Source organism: Geodermatophilus sp. CPCC 205506, assembly GCF_051383635.1.
In the GTDB taxonomy this organism is placed as follows: Bacteria; Actinomycetota; Actinomycetes; order Mycobacteriales; family Geodermatophilaceae; genus Geodermatophilus.
On sequence record NZ_JALPKP010000015.1, the window covers coordinates 1 to 26016 of the forward strand.

Annotated in this window: 29 protein-coding genes and 2 pseudogenes; 20 read left to right on the forward strand and 11 right to left on the reverse strand. The window is 69.8% G+C overall.

Annotated elements, in window-relative coordinates; all coding sequences use genetic code 11:
* Together MY520_RS10515 and MY520_RS10520 are read left to right on the forward strand one after the other, a co-directional pair.
* Nucleotides 1-331, forward strand: a 331-nt coding sequence (locus tag MY520_RS10515) for a hypothetical protein (RefSeq protein ID WP_436692041.1), incomplete at its 5' end; no start/stop codon positions are given.
* Between the two features lie 97 nt (nucleotides 332-428).
* The gene (locus MY520_RS10520; protein ID WP_436692133.1) at nucleotides 429-539 is read left to right on the forward strand and encodes a transposase; all 111 of its coding nucleotides are present in this window, start codon (nucleotides 429-431) and stop codon (nucleotides 537-539) included.
* A gap of 134 nt (nucleotides 540-673) precedes the next feature.
* Here the strand turns inward: MY520_RS10520 and MY520_RS10525 are convergent.
* Together MY520_RS10525 and MY520_RS10530 are read right to left on the reverse strand one after the other, a co-directional pair.
* Nucleotides 674-1300: pseudogene (locus tag MY520_RS10525) on the reverse strand (IS256 family transposase); the annotation flags it as partial.
* Between the two features lie 209 nt (nucleotides 1301-1509).
* Nucleotides 1510-2406, reverse strand: coding sequence for a helix-turn-helix domain-containing protein (locus tag MY520_RS10530; RefSeq protein WP_436692042.1), 897 nt, complete (start codon nucleotides 2404-2406; stop codon nucleotides 1510-1512).
* A 168-nt stretch (nucleotides 2407-2574) separates the two neighbouring features.
* On the opposite strand from MY520_RS10530, the gene MY520_RS10535 reads away from it, so the two are divergent.
* The 6 genes from MY520_RS10535 (at nucleotide 2575) to MY520_RS10560 (ending at nucleotide 6713) form a co-directional block, all read left to right on the forward strand.
* The gene (locus MY520_RS10535; RefSeq protein WP_436692043.1) at nucleotides 2575-3417 is read left to right on the forward strand and encodes an SDR family NAD(P)-dependent oxidoreductase; all 843 of its coding nucleotides are present in this window, start codon (nucleotides 2575-2577) and stop codon (nucleotides 3415-3417) included.
* A gap of 69 nt (nucleotides 3418-3486) precedes the next feature.
* Nucleotides 3487-4254: an SDR family NAD(P)-dependent oxidoreductase gene (locus MY520_RS10540; protein ID WP_436692044.1), complete on the forward strand. Its 768-nt coding sequence runs from the start codon at nucleotides 3487-3489 to the stop codon at nucleotides 4252-4254.
* 264 nt (nucleotides 4255-4518) lie between these two features.
* A complete protein-coding gene (locus tag MY520_RS10545) occupies nucleotides 4519-4704 on the forward strand; it encodes a hypothetical protein (protein WP_436692045.1) in 186 nt (61 codons plus the stop codon).
* Between the two features lie 70 nt (nucleotides 4705-4774).
* Nucleotides 4775-5647 carry a mycofactocin-coupled SDR family oxidoreductase gene (locus tag MY520_RS10550; RefSeq protein WP_436692046.1) on the forward strand — a complete coding sequence of 291 codons (873 nt, stop codon included), beginning with the start codon at nucleotides 4775-4777 and terminating at the stop codon, nucleotides 5645-5647.
* 435 nt (nucleotides 5648-6082) lie between these two features.
* Entirely contained in the window at nucleotides 6083-6400 is a 318-nt protein-coding gene (locus MY520_RS10555) for a hypothetical protein (protein WP_436692047.1), read from the forward strand.
* A gap of 151 nt (nucleotides 6401-6551) precedes the next feature.
* Nucleotides 6552-6713, forward strand: a complete 162-nt coding sequence (locus MY520_RS10560) for a carboxymuconolactone decarboxylase family protein (RefSeq protein ID WP_436692048.1) — start codon at nucleotides 6552-6554, stop codon at nucleotides 6711-6713.
* A 211-nt stretch (nucleotides 6714-6924) separates the two neighbouring features.
* Here MY520_RS10560 and pntB read toward each other — a convergent pair whose 3' ends face one another.
* Both pntB and MY520_RS10570 read right to left on the reverse strand, forming a co-directional pair.
* Nucleotides 6925-8331: a Re/Si-specific NAD(P)(+) transhydrogenase subunit beta gene (gene pntB / locus MY520_RS10565; protein ID WP_436692049.1), complete on the reverse strand. Its 1407-nt coding sequence runs from the start codon at nucleotides 8329-8331 to the stop codon at nucleotides 6925-6927.
* 3 nt (nucleotides 8332-8334) lie between these two features.
* Nucleotides 8335-9867 (reverse strand): Re/Si-specific NAD(P)(+) transhydrogenase subunit alpha, encoded by a 1533-nt coding sequence (locus tag MY520_RS10570; protein WP_436692050.1) that lies wholly within the window; start codon nucleotides 9865-9867, stop codon nucleotides 8335-8337.
* A 246-nt stretch (nucleotides 9868-10113) separates the two neighbouring features.
* Here MY520_RS10570 and MY520_RS10575 point away from each other — a divergent pair, with 246 nt between their 5' ends.
* On the forward strand, nucleotides 10114-10869 hold the full coding sequence (locus MY520_RS10575) for an SDR family oxidoreductase (RefSeq protein ID WP_436692051.1): 756 nt from the start codon (nucleotides 10114-10116) through the stop codon (nucleotides 10867-10869).
* 1156 nt (nucleotides 10870-12025) lie between these two features.
* Here MY520_RS10575 and MY520_RS10580 read toward each other — a convergent pair.
* The 7 genes and pseudogenes from MY520_RS10580 to MY520_RS10610 form a co-directional block, all read right to left on the reverse strand.
* On the reverse strand, nucleotides 12026-12733 hold the full coding sequence (locus tag MY520_RS10580; RefSeq protein ID WP_436692052.1) for a GntR family transcriptional regulator: 708 nt from the start codon (nucleotides 12731-12733) through the stop codon (nucleotides 12026-12028).
* A 107-nt stretch (nucleotides 12734-12840) separates the two neighbouring features.
* On the reverse strand, nucleotides 12841-13641 hold the full coding sequence (locus tag MY520_RS10585) for an SDR family NAD(P)-dependent oxidoreductase (protein ID WP_436692053.1): 801 nt from the start codon (nucleotides 13639-13641) through the stop codon (nucleotides 12841-12843).
* A complete protein-coding gene (locus MY520_RS10590; RefSeq protein ID WP_436692135.1) occupies nucleotides 13638-13943 on the reverse strand; it encodes a hypothetical protein in 306 nt (101 codons plus the stop codon). The genes MY520_RS10585 and MY520_RS10590 overlap by 4 nt, the downstream gene beginning before the upstream one ends.
* Nucleotides 13944-13959: 16 nt before the next feature.
* A pseudogene (locus MY520_RS10595) lies at nucleotides 13960-14016 on the reverse strand (hypothetical protein); the annotation flags it as partial.
* A 52-nt stretch (nucleotides 14017-14068) separates the two neighbouring features.
* On the reverse strand, nucleotides 14069-14506 hold the full coding sequence (locus MY520_RS10600) for an FAS1-like dehydratase domain-containing protein (protein WP_436692054.1): 438 nt from the start codon (nucleotides 14504-14506) through the stop codon (nucleotides 14069-14071).
* A 22-nt stretch (nucleotides 14507-14528) separates the two neighbouring features.
* Entirely contained in the window at nucleotides 14529-15707 is a 1179-nt protein-coding gene (locus tag MY520_RS10605; RefSeq protein ID WP_436692055.1) for a CaiB/BaiF CoA transferase family protein, read from the reverse strand.
* A gap of 407 nt (nucleotides 15708-16114) precedes the next feature.
* Nucleotides 16115-16294 carry a hypothetical protein gene (locus MY520_RS10610; protein WP_436692056.1) on the reverse strand — a complete coding sequence of 60 codons (180 nt, stop codon included), beginning with the start codon at nucleotides 16292-16294 and terminating at the stop codon, nucleotides 16115-16117.
* A 16-nt stretch (nucleotides 16295-16310) separates the two neighbouring features.
* Here MY520_RS10610 and MY520_RS10615 point away from each other — a divergent pair, with 16 nt between their 5' ends.
* The 11 genes from MY520_RS10615 to npdG all read left to right on the forward strand — a co-directional run bounded on the left by MY520_RS10615 (nucleotide 16311) and on the right by npdG (nucleotide 26009).
* Nucleotides 16311-16763 carry an MFS transporter gene (locus tag MY520_RS10615; protein ID WP_436692057.1) on the forward strand — a complete coding sequence of 151 codons (453 nt, stop codon included), beginning with the start codon at nucleotides 16311-16313 and terminating at the stop codon, nucleotides 16761-16763.
* A complete protein-coding gene (locus MY520_RS10620) occupies nucleotides 16739-17077 on the forward strand; it encodes a hypothetical protein (protein ID WP_436692058.1) in 339 nt (112 codons plus the stop codon). Before MY520_RS10615 ends, MY520_RS10620 begins: the two co-directional genes overlap by 25 nt.
* 82 nt (nucleotides 17078-17159) lie before the next feature.
* A complete protein-coding gene (locus MY520_RS10625; protein WP_436692059.1) occupies nucleotides 17160-18050 on the forward strand; it encodes an HpcH/HpaI aldolase/citrate lyase family protein in 891 nt (296 codons plus the stop codon).
* Between the two features lie 14 nt (nucleotides 18051-18064).
* A complete protein-coding gene (locus tag MY520_RS10630; RefSeq protein WP_436692060.1) occupies nucleotides 18065-18538 on the forward strand; it encodes a MaoC family dehydratase in 474 nt (157 codons plus the stop codon).
* Nucleotides 18539-18577: 39 nt separating this feature from the next.
* Nucleotides 18578-20527: an AMP-binding protein gene (locus MY520_RS10635; protein ID WP_436692061.1), complete on the forward strand. Its 1950-nt coding sequence runs from the start codon at nucleotides 18578-18580 to the stop codon at nucleotides 20525-20527.
* Entirely contained in the window at nucleotides 20524-21678 is a 1155-nt protein-coding gene (locus tag MY520_RS10640) for an acyl-CoA dehydrogenase family protein (RefSeq protein ID WP_436692062.1), read from the forward strand. Before MY520_RS10635 ends, MY520_RS10640 begins: the two co-directional genes overlap by 4 nt.
* Nucleotides 21678-22457, forward strand: coding sequence for a 3-oxoacyl-ACP reductase FabG (gene fabG, locus MY520_RS10645; protein ID WP_436692063.1), 780 nt, complete (start codon nucleotides 21678-21680; stop codon nucleotides 22455-22457). Before MY520_RS10640 ends, fabG begins: the two co-directional genes overlap by 1 nt.
* Nucleotides 22458-22531: 74 nt before the next feature.
* Nucleotides 22532-23743: an acetyl-CoA C-acetyltransferase gene (locus tag MY520_RS10650; RefSeq protein WP_436692064.1), complete on the forward strand. Its 1212-nt coding sequence runs from the start codon at nucleotides 22532-22534 to the stop codon at nucleotides 23741-23743.
* A 24-nt stretch (nucleotides 23744-23767) separates the two neighbouring features.
* Nucleotides 23768-24925 carry a CaiB/BaiF CoA transferase family protein gene (locus MY520_RS10655; RefSeq protein WP_436692065.1) on the forward strand — a complete coding sequence of 386 codons (1158 nt, stop codon included), beginning with the start codon at nucleotides 23768-23770 and terminating at the stop codon, nucleotides 24923-24925.
* 144 nt (nucleotides 24926-25069) lie between these two features.
* Complete coding sequence (locus MY520_RS10660) at nucleotides 25070-25360, forward strand: hypothetical protein (RefSeq protein WP_436692066.1); 291 nt, start codon at nucleotides 25070-25072, stop codon at nucleotides 25358-25360.
* A complete protein-coding gene (gene npdG / locus MY520_RS10665; RefSeq protein ID WP_436692067.1) occupies nucleotides 25338-26009 on the forward strand; it encodes an NADPH-dependent F420 reductase in 672 nt (223 codons plus the stop codon). Before MY520_RS10660 ends, npdG begins: the two co-directional genes overlap by 23 nt.
* Nucleotides 26010-26016: the final 7 nt, after the last annotated feature.

The window sequence follows — 26016 nt, forward strand, 5'->3', positions numbered from 1 at the left end:
CAAGCGGCATCAGCCCGAGCAGCAGCACGGCAACAAGTGGCTGACCGCGATGCTGGTCGAGGCGGCCGGCTCGGTGGGGCGGATGAAGGGCGCCAACTATCTGGCCGCCCAGCACGCGAGGCTCACCAGCCGGCGGGGCATGGCCCGGGCACAGGTGGCGGTCGGCCACTCGATTCTGGTCTCGGCCTATTGGATGCTGACGCGCGACGAGACCTACTCCGACCTGGGGCCGGAGTGGCTGGCCCGTCGCAACGACGAGGCGCACACCCGCCGGCTGGTCGCCCAGCTCGAACGCCTCGGCCACACCGTGGTTCTCGATCCGGCCGCCTGATCGGAACTGCAGAAGAACTGGAGGACGGGCTGCGCCCGCCCCGCGCTGACGCGCGCCTGCAACTCACCCATTCACGGGTCTGTGACGGGTCGCGCTCTTGATCGCTGGAGCGGCGCATCTGGCGTCGTGGGCGGGTCTGGCGCCGGGGATCTTCGAGTCGGCCGGCAAACGGCACCAGCCCGGGGCCCAGCACGGCAACAAAGACTGACCTCGATGCTGGTCGAGGCAGCCGGCTCCGTCGGGCGGATGAAGGGCAAGAACTACCTCTCGGCCCAGTTCGCGGGGCTCACCAGCCGGCGGGGGATGGACCTGACCCAACTGCAGAAGAACTGGAGGACGGCCGGATCCGTCCTCCGCGCTGGTGACTTGCAGGCCGAGGATCTCCCGGTGCCCGTCGGTGTTCACGCCGGTGGCCAGCAGCGCGTGCACGTTGACCACCCGACCGCCCCCGCGGACCTTGAGGACCAGGGCGTCGGCCGCGACAAAGGTGTAAGGCCCCTGGTCGAGGGCCGGTGCCGGAAGTCCGCGACCTGGGCGTCGAGCTCCTTGGCCATCTCGCTGACTTGGGACTTTGACAGCCGAGTGATCCCAAGCTCTCGACGAGCTTCTCCATCCGGCGGGTGCTCACCCCAAGCAGGTAGCAGGTGGCGACCACGGTGGTCAGCGCCTGCTCCGCGCGCCGGCGATGCTCCAGCAGCCAGTCGGGGAAGTAGGACCCGGCGCGCAGCTTGGGCACCGCCAGCTCCAGCGTGCCGGCCCGGGTGTCGAACTCCCGGGGCCGGTAGCCGTTGCGGACGTTGGACCGCGCCTCGCTTCGCTCGCCGTAGCCGGCGCGCAGACCGCGTCGGTTTCGGCCGACATGAGGGTGTTGAGGAAGGTCGTAAGCATTCGGCGCAGCAGGTCCGGGCTGGCCTGGGCGAGTTGCTCTTGCAAGAAGTGGGCAGGGTCGATACTGCTCGGCGCGGTCATCGCGTCGAACTCCTGGGTCTCCGAGAGGTCTCCAAAGAACACGCGGTGGCCGCCTTCACGTTCGAGGGCTACTCGTCACCGAGCCCGTCGAACACCACCTTGGTGGACGCCACTTAGGTGTCCCTGAACCGGCTCAGGCCCTCGATGGCGGGTTGGTCCAGCCATCCGACGAGCCGCGTCGCCGTCGAGGCGGTAGGGGATCGCCCGGTTCACGCATGCCGTGGGGGAGTCGCGGCGTCGGCCGGACCGCGGGTGGCGGACCAGCTGGCGAGGAGCTGGATCGCGTCATGTTCGGGCGAGCCCGGTTGGGGGGTGAAGACGGTGAGGGTGTGGTCGCCGGTCGCGTCGACGGTGAGGTTCTCGTAGGGCAGGACCACCTCCCCGATCGCCGGATGTCGGAAGGCCTTGACGCCCGGCCTGTGCGCCCGGACGTCGTTGGCTGCCCACCGAGTGCGGAAGGCGCCGCTGCGGGTGGACAGCTGACCGATCAGCGCGATCAGGGCCGGGTCATTGGGACGGCGACCGGCCTCGACCCGGAGTAGGGACACCGTGTCGCTGGCGATGCGCCCCCACTGCGGGAACAGCTGGCGGGCCCGGTGCTCATCCAGGAAGAGGAAGAGTGCGGTGTTGGGCGGGCCGTCGGTGTCGAACAACGGCGCATACAGCGCTCGTCCCAGGTCGTTGACCGCCAGCACGTCGAGCCGGCTGCTGAACACCACGGCCGGCAGGTCGCCCATCGAGTTCAGCAGGACCTGAACGCCGGCGCTGATGATCTCCTTGACCGCGGCCTTGGGTCGCTTGCATGCCTCCGGCGTGAGCGCGGCGAGCAGGCGGTCGAGGTGGCAGCGCTCGTCGTCGTCGAGTCGGAGCACTGCGGCGACGGACTCCACGACGCTCGCGGACGGGCCGGTCGCCTGACCGCGCTCCAGCCGGATGTAGTACTCCGGACTCACCCCGGCCAGCAGAGCGACCTCCTCCCGGCGGAGGCCCTTCACCCGGCGGCGGGTCCCGCCCACGGGGAGGCCGGCGTCGGCCGGGGAGACCCGGTCACGACGCGAGCTGAGGAACTCGCGAACGGCCGTTCTCGCGGCCTCCTTGTCGTCCATGCCACCGAGCGTAGGAGCGGTTAGCGCGTCCAAAGGGTCTCTGTGAGTACCCCTCTTGACAGGTCCTGTCGCTGCTTCGCGAGTGGGCGTTCTCTGGGTGTCGGCGCTCGAGGCCGACCGAGCCCGCAGACCGCGGACCGCCTCGCCGCCGCAGAAGAGGAGCTCGACATGACAACCACGAAGGTCGTCCTGGTCACCGGAGCCGGACGCGGCATGGGCGTCGACATCGCCCGCGCCGCCCTCGACGCCGGCCACCAGGTCGTCGCCACCGCCCGCAACGCCCAGAAGGTCACCGAGGCCCTCGGCGACCACGACGACCTGCTGGCCGTCGCACTGGACGTCACCGACCCGGCCAGCGTGCAGGCCGCCGTGGACGCCGCGGTCGCGCGCTTCGGCCGCGTCGACGTGCTGATCAACAACGCCGGCAACTTCTACGCCGGGTTCTTCGAGGAGATCACCCCGGAGGGCTTCCGCGCCCAGGTGGAGACCAACCTGTTCGGCCCGCTGAACGTCACCCGCGCCGTGCTGCCGGTCATGCGCGCCCAGCGCTCCGGAGTCGTGGTGACCATGAGCTCCTCCGCCGGCCTCATCGGGCAGGAGTTCTGCACCGCCTACGCCGCGTCGAAGTTCGCCCTCGAAGGCTGGATGGAGTCCCTCACGCCGGAGGTGGCGCCCTTCGGCGTCCACACCATGGTCGTCGAGCCCGGCTTCTTCCGCACCGACCTGCTCACCCCAGAGTCCACGAGCTACGCCCAGCCCTCGATCGAGGACTACGCCGAGCGCACCCGCCAGACCGTCGCGGCGTGGAACGGCATGAACGGCCGGCAGGGCGGGGACCCGGTCAAGCTCGCCCACGCCCTCATCGGCCTCGCGACTTCGGAGCAGCCGCCGGTGCGCTGGGTCGCCGGCGCCGACGCCGTCGCCGGTGTGGAGCAGAAGGCCAAGGACCTCCTCGCCCAGGTCGACGCCCACCGCGACCTCTCCAGCAGCCTCGCCCACGACGACGCCTGAGATCACCCGGGCGCGCGGGAACTGCCCACCCGCCGCACGAGCCCGTTTCATGAGGAGGGACTTCGACGCATGTCGTCATCACTGACCGGGAGCACCGCGCTCGTCACCGGCGCGAGCAGCGGCATCGGCTCCGCTACCGCACGCCGGCTCGCCGAGCTCGGCGCCACCGTGGCTGTCGTCGCTCGCCGCCGGGACCGCCTGGACACCCTCGCCGCTGAGATCCAGCAAGCGGGCGGCACCGCCCTGGTCATCGTCGCGGACATCAGCGTCCGCGACCAGGCCGAGGCGGCCGTCCAGCAGATCGTCGAGCACACCGGGCGCCTGGACATCGTCGTCAACAACGCCGGACTGATGCTCCTGGGTCCGGTCATCGGCGCCGACGTCGACGAGTGGGAGCGGATGATCGCCATCAACCAGAAGGCCATGCTCTACATCACCAACGCTGCACTGCCGTACCTGCTCAAGGCTGCTGACGACGAGCTGCGCGGCGTCGCCGACATCGTGAACATCTCCTCGATCGCGGGCCGTCAGGCATGGGCGAACTTCGGCGTCTACAACATGACCAAGTTCGGCGTGAACGGCTTCAGCGAAGCGCTGCGCCAGGAGGTCACCAAGCGGCACGTGCGCGTCGGCGTGCTCGAGCCCGGCGCCGTGGCCACCGAGCTCGTCTCGCACAACAGTCAGAAGATCCGCGAGGACCTGGCCACCTCCGACGCCGAGAACATCCCGGTGCCGCTGCAGCCCGAGGACATCGCCGACAGCGTCGCGTTCATGGTCACCCGGCCGCGTCACTCCTCCATCGCCGAGCTGTGGGCCATGCCCACCTCGCAGGCCTGAGCCACCACACAAAGGGAGCGCCACCGTGAAGAAGGCACACCTCAGAGACCAGCGGCACCGGATGACCTTGTTCGAATATATTATGCGGAGTAGCATGGCATCGACTGAGGTTGCGGAGGGCCGACGCTGAGCGCGGTGTGCTGGCAGCGTCGGCGACACGATCGGTGTGACCTCTCACAGCTCTCACCCGCGGCAGGACCGACGACGCATGGACGACCAACCGTCCCCTGCACCGCGGCTGTGTACACGAGACAGGAGTGCAGCGTGACGTGGACCGGACAGTACGACCGCCTCTTCATGGGGGGCCAGTGGGTCGAGCCCGAGTCGACGGAGCGGATCCCGGTTGTTTCGCCCTGGACGGAGCCCGAGTTCGCCCTAGAGGGCATCGACGGCTACGTCGAGTTCAAATCGGTCGGGGTGCCAGCCAGCCTCATCGACGGCTGGTCGTAGGCCGCCGTCACGGCGGACGCCCCCGATACGCCCCACCCTCCGCGTCTGTACTGCCCAATGTGAGCCCTATGTGGGCAGGAAGACGCGCAATCGACAGGAGAAGCAGATGGTCGGCCGAGTAGAAGGCAAGGCAGCCCTCGTCACCGGAGCTGCGCAGGGGCAGGGTCGCAGCCACGCCGTGCGACTAGCCGAGGAGGGCGCCGACATCATCGCGGTCGACCTCTGCGCCGCCATCCCGTCCGTCCCCTACCCACAAGGCACGGAGGACGGCCTGCGCGAAACCGTCGAGGCCGTCGAAGCCCTCGGGAGGAAGGCGTTCGGAGCAAGGGCCGACGTGCGTGACTACGACCAGCTGAAGCAAGCCGTCGACGACGGTGTGGCGAGCCTCGGTCGTCTCGACATCGTGTCAGCGAACGCCGGGATCCTGAACTTCGGCGAGCTCGAGACGCTGACAGACGCCTACTGGCAGGACCTCATGGACGTCAACCTGACCGGTGTGTGGCACACCGCCAAGGCTGCAATCCCGCACCTTCGCTCCGCCGGAGGGGGGTCCATCGTCCTGACCAGTTCGACCGCCGGCTTCATTGGCATGCCTGGCATCGGGCACTACGTCGCCGCCAAGCACGGTGTCGTCGGCTTGGCGAAGACCCTGGCCCTCGAACTGGGCCGTGACCGCATCCGCGTCAACACCGTCAACCCGACCAACGTCGAGACGGACATGTTGATGAACCCTGCGGTCTTCGCGCGATTCGCGCCTGACCTGCCGGAGGAAGAGAGGACCCTCGAGAAGCTGATGCCGCGGTTCAAGGCCGCTCATGCGCTCGACCTGGGCTGGATCGATCCGATCGACGTGTCGAACGCTGTCCTGTGGCTGGCCTCGGACGAGGCGCGCTACGTCACGGGTGTGTCGCTGACGATCGATGCCGGACACACCGCTCAGTAGGCAGTCCATTTCCCATGGCCTCCGCGCCGCTCGCGGAGGTTGCACGGCGCGCGAAGGCTGTGCTGGGTGATCGAGGAACTGGTCGCCCACCTGGTGCGGAACGGGACGAGACGATCTTGCCGGCCCACCTGGATGGCTGCTCGAGCATGACGTCCTGGCGGCGGCTGCATGACCCCGGGGCTCGTGGAGTACGTGCGAGGCTCGGCCACGGTGGAGCGATCAACCGAAGTGGAAGCGAGTCGTGATGGCGGGTGAGCATCTCCACGCGCAGGCCCGACGTGTCGTGACTGGTCTCGACGCGGAGGGGAGGTCGACCTTCGCCTCGGACGAGCTGACCCAGACGCGCCTGTCCGCGCCAGGCAACACCAAGTGCGAGATCTGGCGCTTGAACTGCCTACCAGCCTCCATGTCCGACGGAGACGGGCTCGATGTCGAGTGATCACGCTGCCGCCTGATGCGGGGCTGGTCTATCGCATCACCATTGTCCCGCCCGACAGCGATTGGGACAGGTCTCTCGGTTATCAGGACTTCCGTGGAGCACTCAAGGGATCACTCCCAAGCGGCGAGGACGGAGGCATCCCCGGATTGTTCGTCACCGAGACCCTCGACATCGTCACCGTTGTCTCGGGCGAGATCTACGCCGTCCTCGAGACAGGGGAGACCCTTCTCCGCCCAGAGGACACGCTCGTCCAGCGAGGAACGAAGCATGCCTGGAGCAATCGCGGCGTCACGCCCGCCACCATCGCAGCTTGATGGTGGACGCCAAGCGCTAGACGAGTAGGCGGACATTGCGACGGTAGGTCTTCGGGCTCTGTCCCGTCCTGATGGTCCGCCGCAGGGTGGGGCGCATCTCCTCGTCGGCGTCTTCCCCAACGCCCCGGCAGAACAGTGACGAGCGCTCTAGGTGTTGGCCGAGCCGCTGCTCCCGCCCTGGCCGGGGCAAACGACCAAGGGCACGACCGAGCAAGAGCTGATCGAGTCCATCACCCACCTGGTGTTCTATGCCGGCTGGCCGACAGCGTTCTCCGCGATAGCCGTCGCCAAACGAGTCTTCCGCGGCACCTGAGGAAGAACGGACCACTCAGGCTTCTCACCGCACTGCCCCCGGCCCCATTGGGCGGGGCGGCGCGAGCGGGACGAGCGCGGCGACAGCGCAGGTGCTGCACGAGCTCGGAGCCCGCGTGGCCGTTCTCGACCGCGGCATGGACGGCGCCGCCCACCACCGGCATCGCCACGTGCGGGTCGAGGCCGGCACGATGAGCCTGCGCCGCTGATCGTCACAGCGCCTTGAGGATGTCCTCCACCCGCTCGCGGGCGTCGCCGAAGAGCATGCGGCTGTTGTCCCGGAAGAAGAGTGGGTTCTGGACGCCGGCGTAGCCGGTGTTCATCGAGCGTTTGAAGACGACGACGTTCTCGGCCTCCCACACCTTGAGGACGGGCATGCCGGCAATCGGGCTGGCGGGGTCTTCGGTGGCGGCGGGGTTGACAGTGTCATTGGCGCCGATGACGAGGACGACGTCGGTGTCGGTGAAGTCGTCGTTGATCTCGTCCATCTCGAGCACGACGTCGTAGGGCACCTTCGCCTCGGCGAGCAGGACGTTCATGTGGCCGGGGAGCCGGCCGGCGACAGGGTGGATTCCAAAGCGGACGTCGACGCCCCGCTCGCGCAGGTGCCGGGTGAGTTCGGCGACGGCGCTCTGGGCCTGAGCGACGGCCATCCCGTAGCCCGGTGTGATGACGACCGAGCGGGCGTCGCCCAGGAGCTCGGCGACGCCCATGGCGTCGATCTCGCTGTGCTCGCCGTAGTCCTTGTCGACGGCGGCGGCGCCCTCGTTGCCGAAGCCGCCGGCGATGACGGAGATGAACGACCGGTTCATGGCGCGGCACATGATGTAGGACAGATACGCACCGGAGGCGCCGACCAGGGCACCCGTGATGATCAGCAGATCGTTGCCCAGCAGGAAGCCTGAGGCGGCGGCCGCCCAGCCGGAGTAGCTGTTGAGCATCGACACGACGACGGGCATGTCGCCGCCGCCGATCGAGGCGACGAGGTGCCAGCCCAGCGCCAGGGCGATGAGTGTCACAGCGGCGAGCAGCAGCAGGTTCGGCTCGAGCACGAACACGACGGTGAGGACGACGAACGCGACCAGCGCGCCGAGGTTGAGCGCGTTGTGCGCCGGGAGCATGAGCGGATTGGACTTGATCCGCCCGGACAGCTTGAGGAAAGCGACGATCGAGCCGGTGAAGGTGACCGCGCCGATGAAGACGCCGATGACCACCTCGGCCGAGTGGATGCCGAGCAGGTTGTCGGCCACCTCCGTCTGCTCCTCGGCGTTCGCCTCGACCGAGAGATAGCCGTTCCAGCCGACCAGCACGGCCGCGAGGCCGACGAAGCTGTGCAGGATCGCGATCAGCTCCGGCATGCCGGTCATCTCGACCCGGCGCGCCCGCCACACGCCGATGGCGGCGCCGATCACGACGGCGGCGACGAGCAGCCCGACGCCGAGGCCGGAGATGCTGGGAGCGGCCAGGGCGATGGTTGCGGCCAGGGCGATGGCCATGCCGGCCATGCCGAAGGCGTTGCCGGCCTTCGCGCTCTCGTGCCGGGACAGCCCGGCCAGGCTCAGGATGAACAGCAGGCCGGCGACGATGTACGCGGCGGCGGCGGCAGTGGTGGCGGTCATGGGTCAGCCCCTCGTGAACATGCCGAGCATGCGGCGGGTCACGGCGAAGCCGCCGAAGACGTTGATGCTGGCCAGCAGGATCGCGACGAAGGCCAGCCCGGTGACCACGGCCTGGTCGTGGCCGATCTGCAGCAGGGCGCCGACCACGATGATCCCGGAGATGGCGTTGGTCACCGACATCAGCGGCGTGTGGAGGGCGTGGTGCACGTGCCCGATCACGTAGTAGCCGATGACGACGGCGAGGGCGAAGACGGTGAAGTGCTGGATGAGCTCGTTCGGGGAGAGGGCGGTGATCGCGAACAGCAGCGCCGCAGCGATTCCCACGACCGCGAACCGCCGCGCCGGCGGAGGCGGCGGCTTCGGCGCGGCGGGTTCCACGGCCGCGGCGGCGACCGAGACCGGCGCGGCCGATACCTGCACGGGTGGCGGGGGCCAGGTCTTCTCGCCCTCGCGCACCACGGTCATCGCCCGCTGGACGACGTCGTCGAAGTCGAGGACGAGCTCGCCGTCCTTGCCGGGCGTCAGCAGTTTCATCAGGTTCACCAGGTTGGTGCCGTAGAGCTGGGAGGCCTGCGCGGGCAGCCGGCCGGGCAGGTCGGAGTAGCCGATGATCGAGACGCCGTCGGGCGTGACCACGCTCTCGTCGGGTACCGACCCGGCGACGTTCCCGCCCTGCGCGGCGGCCATGTCCACGATCACGCTGCCCGGCTTCATGCTGGCCACCATCTCCTCGGTGATCAGCCGCGGCGCCGGCCGGCCGGGGATGAGCGCGGTGGTGATGACGATGTCGGCGTCGGGGACCTGCTCGGCGTACATCAGTGCGGCCCGGCGGTTGAAGTCCTCGCCCATCTCCCGCGCGTAGCCGTCGCTGCTGACCTCCTGCTCGCCGGCCGGGACGGCGATGTACTCACCGCCGAGCGACCGCACCTGCTCGGCCACCTCCGGCCGCACGTCGGTGGCCCGCACGATCGCGCCCAGGCTGCTCGCCGCGCCGATCGCCGCCAGCCCGGCCACCCCGGCGCCGGCCACCAGCACCTTCGCCGGCGGCACCTTGCCCGCCGCGGTCACCTGGCCGGTGAAGAACCGGCCGAAGGTGTGCGCGGCCTCGATCACCGCCCGGTAGCCGGCGATGTTGGCCATCGACGACAGGACGTCCAGCGACTGCGCTCGGGAGATCCGCGGAACGGCGTCCATCGCCAGCGCGGTGATCGGCCGCTGCGCCAGCGCGTCCACGAGGTCCGGATTCAACGCCGGCGACAAGAGGCTGATCAGTGTCGCGCCGGCGCGCAGCCGGCCGATCTCCTCGACAGCGAGTGCGTTCACCCGAAGCACGACCTCGGCCTGCCAGACGTCGTCCGCCGTCCCGACGATGGCGCCGGCTGCCGCGTAGTCCTGGTCAGGAAAGCTGCTGGCCGTGCCCGCGCCGGACTCCACGACCACCTCGTAGCCGAGCTCCAGCAGCTTGCTGACCGTGGCAGGCGTGGCAGCCACCCGGGTCTCGCGTGCCATGGGCTCGCACGGGATTCCGATACGCACGTAGGCACTCCTATGCTCTGGGCGGTCGTACAAAAAAGATAATATACGCGATGTCTCCAACCGTCTATCGTGCAGGCATGCGGTGCCTGCTTCGTCGAGGCAGCAGCGGTCGCCGGCGGCTGCGAGGCCACCACGTCGTCCACATCCACGTCTCGCGGGGCGTGGCGAGCGTCGGGGTGGTCGGCTCGGCTCGTGGGGGCCACGGCGCACGAAGCAGGACATCGATCCTGACAAGGAGGCGGTTTCATGGACCTGGGGATCTCCGGGAAGCGGGCGGTGGTGACCTGCGGGAGCGCGGGTCTCGGCCTGGCGTGCGCGGAGGCGCTAGCAGTCGAGGGGGCCGACATCGTGCTGATGGCCCGGAACGCCGAGCGGCTGGAGGAGGTCCGCCGAGTCGTGCGGGCCCGTGCGGAGGTCACGGTGGACACGGTCGTCGGCGACATGTCCCAGCGGGCCGACGTCGAGCGTCTGCGCGAGGGCGCCGGATCCGGAGGCGTGGACATCCTGGTCCTGAACACTCCCCGGCCACCGAGCCCGATGCGCGACTTCCTGGAGGAGGACGATGACGACCGCTGGGAGGCGGCACAACGCGACCAGCTCGACGCGAGCCTCCTGGTGCTCCGACGACTCGCACCGCTCATCGGTGAAGGAGGCTGGGGGCGAATCGTCGGCGTCACGTCGGCGAGCGTGAAGGAGCCGATGCCGCGGCACGCGCTCTCCACGATCTTCCGCGCGGGACTGCAGGCAGCACTCAAGCACCTCTCCCACGAACTCGGCCCGCGCGGCGTCACGGTCAACGCGGTCGCGCCGGCGACCGTGGTCACCCCGACGTTCTCGGCCTTCCACGACCTGGAGCGCCGCGTCGCCGCCACGGCCCTCAAACGAGCAGGGACGGCGGAGGAAGTGGCGGCGACGGTCGCGTTCTTGGCCTCCGATCCGGCGGGGTTCATCACTGGTCAGACCCTGCAGCTGGACGGTGGGCGATCGGTCTCGCTGGTCTGACCGGGTAGGCCGGCGTCCGCGACACGTGCCGCGGCTATCACGGGCTTGCAGTGCCTGTGCGGAACACACATCACGTACGAGTACGACGCGGATCGGAATGTCATGATCGACCTGGGTGAGACCGCCATGAACAGCCAGGAGGTCGACGCCTTCGAGACGCAGGAGCCGATCACGTCGCGCTGCAGGTCGTCGGCAACCCATCCGACCACGTCGGCACGTTCCGCGCGCTCGCCGGAATTTAGGCCGGCCGGAAGGGATCGGCTCGGGGGCGCCGTCGGGCCGTTCGCAGGCGCACGAGCTCGACGACTGCTCGCCGACGATCGCCTCCCCGAGTGCGCGGCACCGGGCCGCCGACTCCCCTCTTGCCGTGCGGCTCAGCTGCGGACGCCGAACCGGCCCGAACGGTGCGGCGGCCAGCTCCCAGGCCGAGGAGCCCGCAGTTGCGACCGGTGGGGCGGGCGGTCGTGAACAGTTCGTGCGCCTCCGGGCCGCCGGCAGATCGGTGATCTTCCGCGACGAAAACACGCCGCTGCGCCAGGAGCCACCCGGCAGCGTCAGTGCACATCGTCCGCCTCGACGGGCCGCCGGTGCGTCTGCGAGCAGATGACGTTCTCGGCGAGAGTTCATCACCCCTGCCGCCGCGGAGCGGCCCGGTGCATCGGGTCACGACCTTCCCGCCGGACTCGGAGTGGGACCTGTCCGCCGGTTACAGCGACGGGGTTGGAGGACGACCCCAGTGCAGCAGGGCAACAAGCACGCCTGGGGCAATTCCACGGTCGACTTGTCGCAGTCGTTGCGCTGAGGGTCGATGCGACGTATCCGGAGTGCGCGGAGAGACGAACGGGCGCAGCCGCCTTCTCGACCGCGCGGGTCGATACCGAAGAGTCGGTGGATTCAGGCCGATCTAGCCAGGTTGGCCTACCTGGTGATGGAGCCGACCTTCACGTCATCCGAGCGAGGCCTGTGGTGTTGGTACATCGGGGGAGTACTCCACGAGTCGTCGTAGCGCTCGGCTGGCGTGGCAAGCGGCCGGCCGCCGGGCGCAACGCGACGGGACCCAGGGGACGTCTGCACACGACGAGGTCGTGCCCGCAGATGAGGCGGCGGGGCCCCGTCGTGGGTCGTGCGCGTGGCGCGTGCAGCGCCCGGGGCGCGCTCAGGCCGGGGCGTCGGTGTCCCAGATCCCTCGCGAGCTCAGGGTTTCGATGAGCCGGTCGCCGCCCTTCTGGATGTGCTTCTCCATGAGGGAGCGCGCTTTGCGGGAGTCGCCGTCGCGCATGGCCTGGACGAGCAGCGGATGATCGTCCTGGGTCTCGCCGACGTGCCCTTCGATGTTGGCGTAGAACCGGTTGGGCAGGTGGCGGACCACGGATCCCAGCAGGAGTGCCAGACGATGGGAGTCGGCGGCCAGGTTGATCTCCCGGTGGAAATGGTGGCCGAGGTCGGCGACCCCCTGCTCGTCACGGGAGTCCACCGCGCCGGTGTAGCGCTCGGTGAGTTCCTCGAGGCGCTTGATCGACTCGGGCGTGATCTTCCTGGCCGCGCGGGCCGCCAGTTCGCCGGCAAGCTGGGACTGCGCCCAGAACAGGTCGCGCACGTCCTGCTGGCTGAAGGGTGCCACGACGAACCCGCGTCGGGGAGCCAGTTGGACGAACCCCTGGCTGCGAAGCGACAGCAGTCCCTCGCGGACCGGGGTGTTGCTCACGCCGACGGCCTCGGCGATCGGCTCGATCCGCAGGAACTCACCGGGCTGCACCTCACCCGAGATGATGAGCTCGCGCACGTACGAGGCGACCTCCTCGGGCAGCTGCTGCCGCTTGGGGGCGCGAACTGCTGCCGGTGCGCCGGCGATGTCGTGAGCCATGAGCCCCTCCTCTCGATAGTGTTAAATGGATTTTATCAGCAGCCCACCGGTACGACCCGTCATCGTGTCTCCCTGTGTCGACGGCCGCGTTCGTCGCACTGAGCGGGTCACCAGCCGCCGAACGAAAGCCCGCCGTTGACGCTGAGGGTCTGCCCCGTGACATGGGCAGCCCCGGCCGAGGCCAGGAAGACGACGGCTTGGGCCACATCCCCGGCGCTGGGCGCGGTTCCGAAGGGGAACCGGTCGAGGGCCTTGGCGAACAGGTCCTTCTGGTAGCTCTCCTGGCCGAAGATCGTCTCCCAGGACTGGGTCCCCGACGTCAGGGTCATCGACACCGCGTTGACCCGTACCCGGTCCCTGGAGAGCTCGCGGGCCAGGGTCTTGGTGAAGGCGATGACGGAGGCGGCGTAGGCGCCCACGATGCTCTCGCCGCGAGTGGCGTGGCGACCGGCATCGGTGGTCAGGAGGACGACACTGGCTCCCTCACGCCCGCGCAAATGGGGGATCGCTGCGTGCACCGGGTGAACCCGGGCCAGGAAGCGGGTCGTCAGGCCGCGGTGGATCTCCTCCGGCGTCATGTCTGCGAACGGCTTCGGGTCACCCTCGCCCCGGGCGCCGGCGCTGATCACCACGTCCAGCGCGCCCAACTCGGACACCGCCTCTGCCACCACGCGGGCTGACTCGTCGTACTGCGCGCAGTTGCCGAGCGCGAGGTGCGCCGAGCCGCCCGTCCGGGCGGCGAGCGTCCGGAGCTCCTCGACCGCCGCCTGTCCCCGGTGGGCGTCGCGGCCCACAACCACGACGTGGGCGCCGCCGGCCAGCAGCCTGCGAGCAGTCTCCAGTCCTGTGCCGCTGGTGCCGCCGGTGATGAGCACCTTCTTGCCGCGCCACTGTTCTGTCTCGGTCATCCTGCCTCCTCGATCGTCCGGACGGCGACCGCCTCTCTCGCGAAGACGACGGTCTGGTCACCCCTGGTGGTCTGCAGCTCGAGCTCGAGCTCGACGTCGTACCCGGTCCTGCGGACCGTGCGTACTCGCGCGGTGCAGTCCAGGGAGTCCCCGGCGACGACCGTCGCCAGGAACCGGCCCCCGAACCGGCGCACTCGGTGGTGCCCGATCAGGCCGGTCAGGAAGGAGCCGGTCAGCCCCATGGTCAGCATCCCGTGCGCGATCACCCGCCGGGTGGCCGGCGGCCGTCGCAAAGGGTTCATCGACGTGGACGAGATTCACGTCACCCGATGCTCCGGCGTAGCGCGCGATGTCGGCGCGGCTCAGCGTGGTCACGAGTCCCCGGACAAGGTCGGGCCCTCCTGCGGCGGAGGGCTCCAGAGGTCGCTCATCGGGGGTCGGGGTGCACCTGGACGCCCACCCGACGGCTGCGCACGACGACGTTGCCCTCGTCGTCCACGAAGTCGGTGTGGGTCTCGGTGAACTCCAGCAGTCCGGCCCGGCCCTGCTTACGAGTGACCGTCCCCGGGCGTGTGAGGGCTGTGAGGCGCTCGCCGGCGCGCAACGGACGCACGTACTCGAAGTGTTGCTCGGCGTGGAACCGATCGTCCGATCCACCCGGGGGCAGCGGCTGGCCGTCCGGCCCACGGCGCAGCTCGCCGTCGTCGTCGAAGTGCTCGGCGACCGCCCGCGTGAACGTGAGGGGTGCCGTCACCGGTCGGACCGACGGGCCGAAGAGCTGTGCCCTGTCGGCCGGGTCGTCGTCGCCGACACTGCGAGCGAAGACGTGCAGCAGTGCCGGGTCGACCGGGATCTCGAGGGACACGGGCGCGCCAGGGCTTCGCCGCTCAGCGAGCGGGTGCGATGAAGAGGACGCCCGCGTCCAACAGCGACTGGATCCGGTCGTCGTCGTAGACCTCGCCGGCCACCTCGAGGGTGTCCTCCCCGACCCGCGGTGCGCTGCCCGGACGCCCCGGACGCTCTCCCTCGAAGCGCCACGGCACCCGGGTCAGGGCCAGCCCATCGCGCTCGGGCTCGAAGATGTCGAGCCACTGAACCTGCGGGTGGGCGCGGTACCCCTCGACGCTCAGCACGGGGGCGAAGGGCACGTCGTGGTCGATCAGCAGCTTCTCCCACTCGTCGGCGGGGCGCAGCATGAACTCGCCGTCGAGGATGCGGGCGAGGTCGAAGTAGTGCTCCATCCGGTCGCCGTACGTCGTGAACCGGGCGTCCCGCAGCAGCTCCGGCCGCCCCACGGCGGCGACCAGGGACTCCCAGAACTTCTGCGACGAGCTGAGGTGCAGCACCAGGAACTCGTCGCTGGCGGTCTTGAGGCAGAAGTTCTGCGCCTGCGGGTGGCGGCTCTGCCTCGTGGGCGCGGTGGCGGTGTCGAAGAACTGGGTGACCGCGTCGATGGTCAGCGTGGAGACGGCCTCGGTGATGGAGGTCTCGACCGCCATCCCCTCACCGGTGGCGCCACGGCCGACCAGAGCAGCCAGGATCCCGGTCGCGGTCGACAGGCCGGTGACCAGGTCGGCCAGGCAGGTGCCGGTGAGTTGCGCCTCGTCGCGGTTGCTCAGCGTCGAGACCAGGCCCCCGAATGCCTGGCCGATCATGTCGTAGGCGGGTCTGCCGAACATGCTCCCGCCGCTGCCGAAGCCGGTGACCGAGGTGTAGACCAGGTCGGGCCGCAGGGCGGTGAGGTGGGGCCGGCCGAGCCCGAGCGCGTCCATCTTCCCGGGGCGCAGGTTCTCCAGCACCACGTCGGAGCTGGGCACCAGTGCCTTCACCAGTTCGATGCCCTCGGGGCGCTTCAGGTCGACGGCGAGGCTGCGCTTGCCGCTGTTGTACTGACGGAAGTAGAGGCTCGCCGCGTCGACGCCGCGACGGAAGTCCTCCCCGGGACCGGGACGCTCGATCTTGATCACGTCCGCGCCGAGGGAGCAGAGGAACGACGTGGCGTAGGGCCCGGAGATGTATCCGCCGAACTCGAGGACCCGGATACCTGCCAAGGGCTTGCGCTGCATGGTGACCTCTCTAGCGTGTGGGCTGCGGCACATTGTATATTCTATATGCCCACGAGGGAACTCGTCGCTCGATCGACTTTGTAACGCCTCTTGCGAGATATAGAACCTGCAACGGAGCTGCGGAAGAGCGTGACGGCGGCCGGCTGAGGCCTCGCCCGGCGCCGAGCCTGCCGCTCGCGGTATCGGGCGGCTCGTGGTCGACCCCCACTTCGGCGGCGTCTTCTGGGGGAAGTTTTCCTCCTTCGCCGGCGTGATGATCCAGACACTGGTCACCAGCATCCTGGCTTTCGAGGCCACCGGCTCGGCCCTGGCCGTGGCGCTGGTGAACGCGGCCCTCTACCTGCCGCAGATCGTCGTCGGTCTCTGGAGCGGGGCCGCGGCTGACCGGGGGCTGGCCGTCGTGCAGCTCAGGTCGCCAACTGGGGGACCAGCGAGTTCATCGAGGCCCCGCCGATCGCGAGGCCGACGCCGCTGACCGCGGACGAGGCGGCGATGACCGCGACTGCCGGCCAGCCGTCCTGCCGATCCACGAGCGCCACCCACGCCGCCAGGGCCCCGCCGCCCACACCGAAGAGCGCGGGACCCACGGAGCTGCCCCTCGCCATGTCGCTCAACACGGTGCCGCTCTCCGTCGCGCGTGTCGCCGGCCCGGTCCTCGGGGCCTTCGTGCTGGCCGCCTTCGGATCGGTCGCCGTGCTGTGGTGGGCCGCCGCGGGCCACGCGGTCTTGGCTCTCATCGTGTTGGTCGTGCGGCCACCGGAGAGCCCGCGGCGGCCGCGCACGGCGGAGGGCAGCGTGCGAGCCGCGTGGTCGTACGTCGTTCGCCGGGACCGGACGCTGCTGCGGCTGCTGGTGGCGGTGACCTTCGTCGGCCTCGGGTCCGAGCCGGTCTTCATCCTCGCGCCGTCCTATGCCGACGGCTTCGGCGGGGAGCGATGCTGGTCGGGGTCCTCAGCGCCAGCTTCGGGGTCGGTGCCGCCGTCGGCATCTAGCAGTCGATCGTGCTGGACGGACGCCAGTCCCACGCCCGCGTGGCGTTCCTGGGCTTCGCGCTGATGGTCGCCGGCTCGGTGACGTGTGCTGCCATGCCGTGGCTGGCCGCTGGATACGTCGCCTTCGGCCAGACCGGGCTCGGGTTCACGCTGGGGATGGCCGGCGTGAGCACGCTGCTGCAGCTCCGCGTGCCGGACGAGCTGCGGGGGAGGGTCATGGCCCTGTGGATGGTCGGCCTGGTCGGCCTGGTCGGCGTCAGGCCCGTCACCGCTCTCGTCGTCGGCACGATCGCCGACCTGTCCTCGGACCGCGTGGCGTTCGGCGCCACCGCCCTCGTGATGCTCCCCGCCACCTGGCGGTGCCCTGGTCGTCCCTGATCGGGAGCTCTGACTTACGCCTCCGGGGTAGACGGGAATGCAACGCATAATATATTGTGTGGATGCGTCTAAGGAGGTAGCCATGAGGCCAGTTCGTTCGCTGCTCTTCGTCCCCGGCCACCGGGGGACATGGGTCGAGAAGGCGATCGCCAAGGGAGTGGACGGGGTCATCCTCGACCTCGAGGACTCCGTTCCCCACGACCTGAAGGCAGAGGCCCGCGCCGAGGTCGCCCGATCGATCACCCGGCTGCGCGAGAACGGCGCCGAGATCGCCGTCTACGTCCGGCTCAACCCGCTGGACACCGGTCTCACCGGCGACGACATCGCGGCCGTGGCACTGCCCGGGCTCGACGGCTTCTCCCTGCCCAAGCTCTCGGGGCGCGATGACATCGTCCGCTACGAGGCGCTGGTGACGCACTTCGAGGCGAAGAACGGCGTCGAGTCCGGCCGGATCGAGTTCCTCGCGAACCTCGAGACGGCGGAGTCGTACGCCGCCTGCGAGGAGATCGCCAAGGCCTCGCCCCGGATCGCGACCCTCTTCGCCGGCACGGCGCGTGATGCGGACGTCTCCCGGTCGATCGGCTTCACCTTCACTCCCGGTGGCGACGAGACCCTGTACCTGCGCAGCCGAGCCGTGCTCGCCTGCCGGGCCGCCGGGCTGGAGTTCCCGCTGGTCGGGGTCTGGCAGGACCTGGCCGACCCCGAGGGGGCCAGGAACTTCTCGGTCAGGAACCGCGAGCTGGGCTTCCGGGGCCAGGTGTTGATCCATCCCGCGCACATCGACGTGGCCAACGAGGTCTTCAGTCCGTCGAAGTTCGAGGTGGACTTCTACACCGGGATGATCGAGGCCTTCGACAAGGCCGAGGCCCAGGGTGCCGCCGCCGTCGTCTACGAGGGCATGCACGTCGACTACGCCCACATCAAGACCGCACGCGAGGTGCTCGCGTACGCCCGGAACTTCGACAAGAACTGACGAGAGGAACAGACATGCCTGGCCTGTACTTCGAAGAGCTCGAGCCCGGCCTCGTGGTCGAGCACGCCACCCGGCGCACCGTCACCGAGACCGACAACATCCTGTTCTGCTCGATGACGCTCAACCTGGCCCCCCTGCACCTGGACGCCGAGTACTCCAAGGACAGCATCTACGGCCAGCGTCTGGTCAACAGCCTCTACATCCTCGGCTTGGTCACCGGGATCACCGTGCCGGACACCACGCAGGGCACCACCCTGGGCAACCTCGGTTTCCAGGAGGTCAAGTTCCCGAAGCCCGTCTTCCACGGCGACACGATCCGGGTCCGCACCGAGATCGTCTCCAAGCGCGAGTCCAAGAGCCGCGACGACTCCGGGATCGTCTACTTCCGCCACTACGGCATCAACCAGCGCGACGAGATCGTCTGCGACGCCGCCCGTGCCGGCCTGATGCTCAAGCGCTCCACGGTCGACGAGCCCGTCAACGCCTGACACCTGACACCAGCTCGCCAGTACCGAGAGGAGTACCCGATGCACGGCCCCGGCCTGTTCGCCGCACCCGTCGCTCCCGAGTGGACGCCGGGCGAGGCGGAGCGCCGGCGCAGCCGTCTCCTCGCCGCGATGCAGCGGTGGGGGTACGACAGCGTCGAGTCGCTGCACGCGGCCTCAGTCGACGAGCCCGAGTGGTTCTGGCGTGCCGTGGTGGAGGACCTGCGGATCGACTTCCGCGAGCCCTTCGACAAGGTCCGTGACGACAGCGACGGCAAGCCGCTGCCGCGGTGGTTCACCGGCGGTCGGCTCAACGCCGCCGACCTGTGCTGCCACCGGCACGCCGACGGCCCCCTGGCCGACAAGCCGGCGGTGGTGTTCGAAGGTGACGGTGGCCAGCAGCGGTCGCTGACCTACCGCGAGCTGGACGCAGAGGTCCGGCGGTTCGCCGCCAACCTCTCCGCCCGCGGCGTCCGGCGCGGTGACCGGGTGGTGCTCTTCCTCCCGGTGATCCCCGAGGCGGTCGTGGCCTACCTGGCCTGCGCCGCGCTGGGCGCGATCTCGGTCCCGGCGTTCACCGGCTACGGACCGGAGGCCCTGGCCACCCGGCTGCGCGAGTCGAAGGCCGAGGTCCTCGTCACCGCGGACGGCACCACCCGGCGAGGCAAGCGGGTCGATCTCAAGCGGGTGGCGGACGAGGCCCTGACCACCGCGCCCTCGGTGCGGATCGCCGTCGTCGTCGCCTACTCCGGTGACGAGGTGCCGATGGAGCCCGGGCGCGACGTCTACTGGCACGACCTCGACCCCGAGCCGACGCCGGTCCGGACCGTCTCGACTGGCAGCAACGACCCGCTGACCATCATCTACACCTCGGGCACCACCGGGGCACCCAAGGGCATCGTGCACTCGCACGCCGGGTTCTCCGTCAAGGCGGCGGTCGACTTCGCCTACGGCTTCGACATCGCCGAGGACGACGTCATCGCCTGGATCGCCGACATGGGCTGGATGCTCGGCCCGTTGCTCATCATGGGCGGCCTCCAGCTCGGTGCGACGATCGTGCTGGTCGAGGGCGTGCCGCACCACCCCGGTCCCCAGCGGCTGTGGGAGATAGTGGAGCGGCACGGCGTCACCTTCCAGGGCATCGCCCCGACGGCGGCCCGGCTGCTCATGAACGAAGGGGCCGCGCCACAACACGACATCTCTTCGGTGCGCTCCTTCGCCTCCACGGGCGAGGCCTGGGACACCCCGACCTGGCACTGGCTCTTCTCCGATGTCGGCGGAGGCACCCGGCCGATCGTCAACTACAGCGGCGGCACCGAGACCGGCGGCGGGATCCTGGTCGCCTACCCGTTCCTCCCGATGGCCGCCGGTGGCTTCAACGGACCATTGCCCGGGATGGACGTCGCGGTCGTGGACCAGGCCGGAGAAGTGGTGGTGGGGGATGTGGGCGAGCTCGCGGTGTTCAACACCTGGCCGGGCATGACACACGCCTTCTGGCAGGACACCGAGCGCTACCTCGAGACCTACTGGAACCAGTTCGACGGTGTCTGGGTCCACGGCGACCTCGCCGAGGTGCACCCGGACGGGACGTGGCAGCTGCACGGCCGCTCCGACGACACGATCAAGGTCTCGGGTCGCCGGGTCGGCCCGTCGGAGATCGAGGCGGCGTTGCTGCGGGACTCCCGCGTGCTCGAGGCCGCCGTGGTGGGCGTGCCCGACGAGATGCGCGGGCAGCGCGTCGTCGCCTTCGCCGTGGTCCGCGACGACGCCGACCTCGACGACGTGCGGGCCCAGGCGGTGCACAACGTCGGAAGGTCGTTCGCACCGAGCCTCCACGTGGTGCGCAGCCTGCCCAAGACCAAGAACGGAAAGATCATGCGCCGCGCCATCCGGGCTCGGCACCTCGGTGAACCAGCTGGGGACCTGTCGGCACTCGAGCCGACGACCCCCCTCGACGACATCCCCACCATCCAGGAAGCAGGAGACCGATGACCGACGCAGCCGACCTCGAGCTGATCCGCAAGGCCACGCGAGACCTCGCCCGCAAGTTCGACCTGGACTACTGGCGCGAGAAGGACAGCAAGCACGAGTACCCCTGGGAGTTCGTGAAGGCGTTCGCCAAGGGTGGCTGGCTGGGCGCCATGATCCCCGAGGAGTACGGCGGCCTGGGCTTGGGGCTCACCGAGTCCGCGGTCATGCTGCACGAGATCGGTTACGCCGGCGGCACCGGAGGCGCCTCCGCGATTCACTTCTACATCTTTCCTCCCGGTCCGGTCATCCGGCACGGGTCGGAAGAGATGAAGAAGGAGTACCTGCCGAAGATCGCGGCGGGCGAGCTGCTCATGGCGTTCGGTGTGACCGAGCCCGACGCCGGCGTCGACACCTCGCGGATCACCACCAAGGCCGAGCGCAAGGGCGACAAGTGGGTCGTCAACGGCACGAAGGTGTGGATCACCAACGCGCAGAACGCGCAGCGCATCCTGTTGCTGACGCGTACGTCGCCGCGTGACCCGGAGAAGCCGTTCGCCGGCATGACCCTCTTCTTCACCGACCTCGACCGGGACCGGATCACCGTCCGGGAGATCGAGAAGCTCGGCCGTTCCTGCATCGACTCCAACGAGCTCTTCATCGACAACCTCGAGATTGGTGACGAGGACGTCGTCGGCGAGGTCGGCAAGGGCTTCTACTACCTGCTCGACGGGCTCAACCCCGAGCGCATCTGTGTCGCGATGGAACAGATCGGCCTCGGTCGCAAGGCTCTCGACATCGCCGTGCAGTACGCCAAGGACCGGGTCATCTTCGACCGCCCGATCGGCAAGAACCAGGCCGTCGCCCACCCGCTGGCCGACTCCTGGATCCGCCTGCAGGCCGCGGAGCAGATCGCCATGAAGGCCGCAGAGCTGTTCGACAACCACGAGCAGTGTGGCCCTGAGGCGAACTCCGCCAAGTTCCTCGGCGCCGAGGCCGGCTTCGAGGCCTGCGACCGCGCGATGCAGACCCTCGGCGGCTACTCCTACGCGAAGGAGTACCACGTCGAGCGCCTCTGGCGGGAGTCGCGACTGCTCAAGATCGCGCCGATCTCGCAAGCGATGGTGCTCAACTACGTGAGCGACAAGATCCTCGGCCTCCCGAAGTCGTACTGATGGAGCAGATCAGGGACTCGGGCGACGCGCTCGTCCCCGGCCGCGGTCTCCTGGTCGGCCAGGTCGCGATCGTGACCGGTGCCGCCCAGGGGATCGGGCTGGCCATCGCCGACACCTTCCTCGCCCACGGCGCCAGCGTGATGGTGGTGGACGTCGACGAGGCGAAGGTCGAGGCCGTCGTCAAGGAGCGCACCGGGCTACCGGTGGCCGGTACCCGCTGCGACGTCACCAGGGAGAAGGACCAGGAGGCGCTCGTCAGGGCGACTCTGGACGCCTTCGGCCGGATCGACGTGCTGGTCAACAACGCCGGCATCACGCGGGATCGCTACATGACCAAGATGAGCGTGGCCGACTTCGAGGCCGTCCTCGACGTCAGCCTCAAGGGCGCCTGGCTCGGCACCCGTGCCGTGTCGGGGCTGTTCCGCCAGCAGAGGAGCGGCGCGATCGTCAACATGTCGTCACTGTCGGGGAAGATCGGGAACCCGGGCCAGACCAACTACAGCGCGGCGAAGGCCGGCTTGATCGGGCTCACCAAGGCCGCCGCCAAGGAGCTCGGGCCTTCTGGAGTCCGGGTCAACGCGGTGCAGCCCGGACTGGTGCGCACCGAGATGACCCTGTCGATGAAGCCCGAGATCTTCGCCGCCAAGGAGGCCGAGGTCCCCATGGGCCGTGCGGGAGAGCCTGACGAGGTCGCCAACGCGGTGCTCTTCCTGGCCTCGCCGCTGGCCTCCTACGTCAACGGTGCGGTCCTCGAGGTCACCGGCGGCCGCGGCATCTGATCGCCGCTGCCGGCGCTGGACGGTCGGCGCCGGCGGCGGACCCATCGGAACCTGGCACGAGCGAGAGAAGTGACATGCGTGAGGCAGTGATCTGCGAGCCCCTGCGGACCCCCGTGGGGAAGTACGGCGGGGTGTTCAGGGACGTCCCGGCGGCCGACCTGGCCGCGACCGTGCTCACCGAGCTGGTGGGCCGCACCGGCATCGACCCCGGTCAGGTCGACGACGTCATCTTCGGCCAGTGCTACCCCAACGGTGAGGCGCCGGCCATCGGGCGGGTGGCGGCCCTGGACGCGGGCTTCCCGATCACCGTGCCGGGGCAGCAGCTCGACCGTCGCTGCGGCTCGGCCCTGCAGGCCGTGCTCGACGCCGCGATGCGGGTCCAGACCGGTGCCTGCGACACGGTCATCGCCGGTGGCGCCGAGAGCATGAGCCAGGCCGAGCACTACACCGTCGGTGGGCGCTTCGGTTACCGCGGCGACTCCACGCCGATGTGGGACCGCATCGCGCGGGGCCGGATCACCTCCGGTGGCAAGCGCCACCCCGTCGAGGGCGGCATGCTCGAGACCGCGGAGAACCTGCGCCGGGAGTTCTCGATCAGCCGGGAGGCGCAGGACCGTCTGGCCCTCTCGTCGCACCAGCGTGCGGTGGCCGCCATGCGCGACGGCCGGTTCAAGGAGGAGATCGTGCCCGTCACCGTCTCCACCCGCCGCGGCGAGACCGTCGTGGACACCGACGAGCACCCCCGCGACGACGTCTCGCTGGAGTCGCTGGCCGCTCTGCGCCCGGTGCGGGTCAAGCTCGACCCCGAGTCGACGGTCACCGCCGGCAACGCCAGCGGCCAGAACGACGGTGCCGCCGCCTGCCTGGTCACCACTCCCGAGCGGGCCGCGCAGCTCGGCCTCCGACCCCTGGCGCGGCTGGTCACGTGGGCGGCCGCCGGCGTGGAGCCGCACCGCATGGGCATCGGGCCGGTGCCTTCGACCGAGGCAGCGCTCGGCCGCGCCGGGCTCACCCTGGCCGACATGGACCTCATCGAGCTCAACGAGGCGTTCGCCGCCCAGGCGCTCGCGTGCACGACCGCGTGGGGGCTGGGGGAGTCGGACTTCGAGCGGCTCAACGTCAACGGGTCGGGTATCTCGCTCGGCCACCCGGTGGGCGCGACCGGCGTCCGCATCCTCACCACGATGCTCCGCGAGCTGGACCGTCGGGAGGGCCGCTATGGCCTGGAGACGATGTGCATCGGTGGCGGCCAGGGCCTGACGGCCGTCTTCGAACGCGTCGCTTGACGAGCGAGCGGGGGGTTGGACGAGATGGGACCGCTGCACGACGTACGCGTTGTCGTCCTGGCCGGCATGGGCCCGGTTCCCTTCGCCAGCATGCTGCTGGCGGACCTGGGGGCCGAGGTGGTTCGGATCGCGCGTCCGGAGAACCGGCAGGCCCGGCTCCTGGAGCAGGCGGCGGCGCTGCCGCCGGAGCACGACCTCGTCAACCGGGGGGTGCGGTCGGTGCCGGTGGACCTCAAGTCGCCGGAGGGCAGGGAGCAGGTGCTTGCGCTCTGCGAGCTAGCCGACGTCTTCATCGAGGGCTTCCGCCCCGGGGTCGTCGAACGTCTCGGGCTGGGGCCTGAGGCGCTTCACGGCCGAAATCCCGCCCTGGTGATGGCGCGGCTCACGGGCTACGGGCAGGACGGCCCGATGGCGCACTCTGCCGGGCACGACATCAACTACGTTGCCCAGAGCGGCGTCCTGCACGCCCTCGGCGGCTGGGGCTCCGCGCCCATGCCTCCCATCAACCTGCTGGGCGACTACGCCGGTGGCGGGGCGGTGGCGGCGCTCGGCATCGTCTCGGCCGTGTTCGAGGCCCGTGCTTCCGGCCGCGGCCAGGTGGTCGATGCCGCCATGGTCGACGGGGTCGCCCTGCTGACCACGAAGATCCAGGGCCTGCGCGCCGCCGGTCTCCACAGTGACGACCCGGGGAGCAACTACCTCGACGGCAATGCGCCCTTCTACGGGACCTATCGGTGCGCCGACGGCCGCTACCTGGCCGTGGGCTGCCTCGAGGCCGACTTCTACGTCGAGTTCGTCTCGCGCCTCGGGGTCGACCTCTCCGACTGGCCCGAGCAGGGGGACCAGGAGCAGTGGCCCCGGCTCCGTGAACTGATCGGCCAGGCGGTCGAGTCGCGGACCATGGCCGAGTGGGCCCAGGTCTTCGAGGGGACCGACGCGTGCGTCACCCCGGTGCTCACCTTCGACGAGGCCGCGGCGCACCCCCACAACCGGGAGCGCGACACCTTCGTGGAGGTCGAGGGCGCCCTGCACCCGGCGCCTGCTCCACGGTTCTCCCGCACCGGGTCACGGGCACCGGCGACACCCGGCGGGCTGGGTGAGGAGTCGGTGGAGGTCGTGCTGAAGGAGTGGACCACCCCTCCACCGGTGACGGCCGAACGGTCCGCGACCATCGCCGAGTGATGCCGGACAGGAACGAGGAGTCCAGGTGCAGGACCTGGAGCGCATGATCATCGAGCACGAGCGTCGCAAGCTGATGATCCGCCACTGCGGTCAGGTCGACCGCGCCGACTCGGAGGGCTTCCCGTCCGTCTACACGAGGACGCGATGTACGAGCCGGCCGCGCTGCCGCAGCCGCTGCACGGCCGCACGGCGACCCTGGAGTGGGCCCGGGCCTACCCCGAGGAGCGGCTCGGCCGACACCTGTCCACCAGCCAGCTCGTCGAGGTCCTCGACGACAACTCCTACCGGGCGCTCCTACGCCGTCGTCTTCAAGACGAGCTCTCGACCCGGGTGACCCAGGCCGCGTGGTCGACCCACCCCCCGACGCATCCCGTCCGCCCTGGACGTGTGTCGTCCCAACCTGAGGAGCACCGTGAACGACACCGGCATCACTGACAAGACCATCGCCGTCCTCGGCGGGACCGGGCCGCAGGGCCGTGGCCTGGCGCGACGCTTCGCGACCGCCGGCCTGACGGTGGTGCTCGGCAGCCGTGCTGCGGAGAGGGCCGAGAAGATCGCCGCCGAACTGGCCGAGTCCACCGGTGGTGCGGTGACCGGCGCCTCGAACGCCGACGCCGCCGCGGCCGGTGACGTGGTGCTGGTCGTGGTGCCGTGGGAGGGCCACGCCGAACTGCTGCGCGAGCTCAAGCCGCAGGTGGACGGCAAGGTCGTGGTCGACTGCGTCAACCCGCTGGGGTTCGACAAGCAGGGCGCCTACGCGCTGCCGGTGGCGGAGGGGTCGGCGACCCAGCAGGCGGCGACGATCCTGACCGACTCGACGGTGGTGGGAGCCTTCCACCACGTCAGCGCGGTGCTCATGGAGGACTCCGAGGTCCAGTCCGTGGACAGCGACGTGCTGGTGCTCGGGGACTTGCGGGAGGCGACCGACCTGGTGCAGGCGCTGGTCGACGTGGTCCCCGGCATGCGTGGCGTCTACGGAGGCCGGCTGCGCAACGCCCACCAAGTGGAGGCGCTGACCGCGAACCTGATCAGCATGAACCGCCGCTACAAGGCCCACGCCGGGGTGCGGATCACCGACGTCTGAGGAGGGC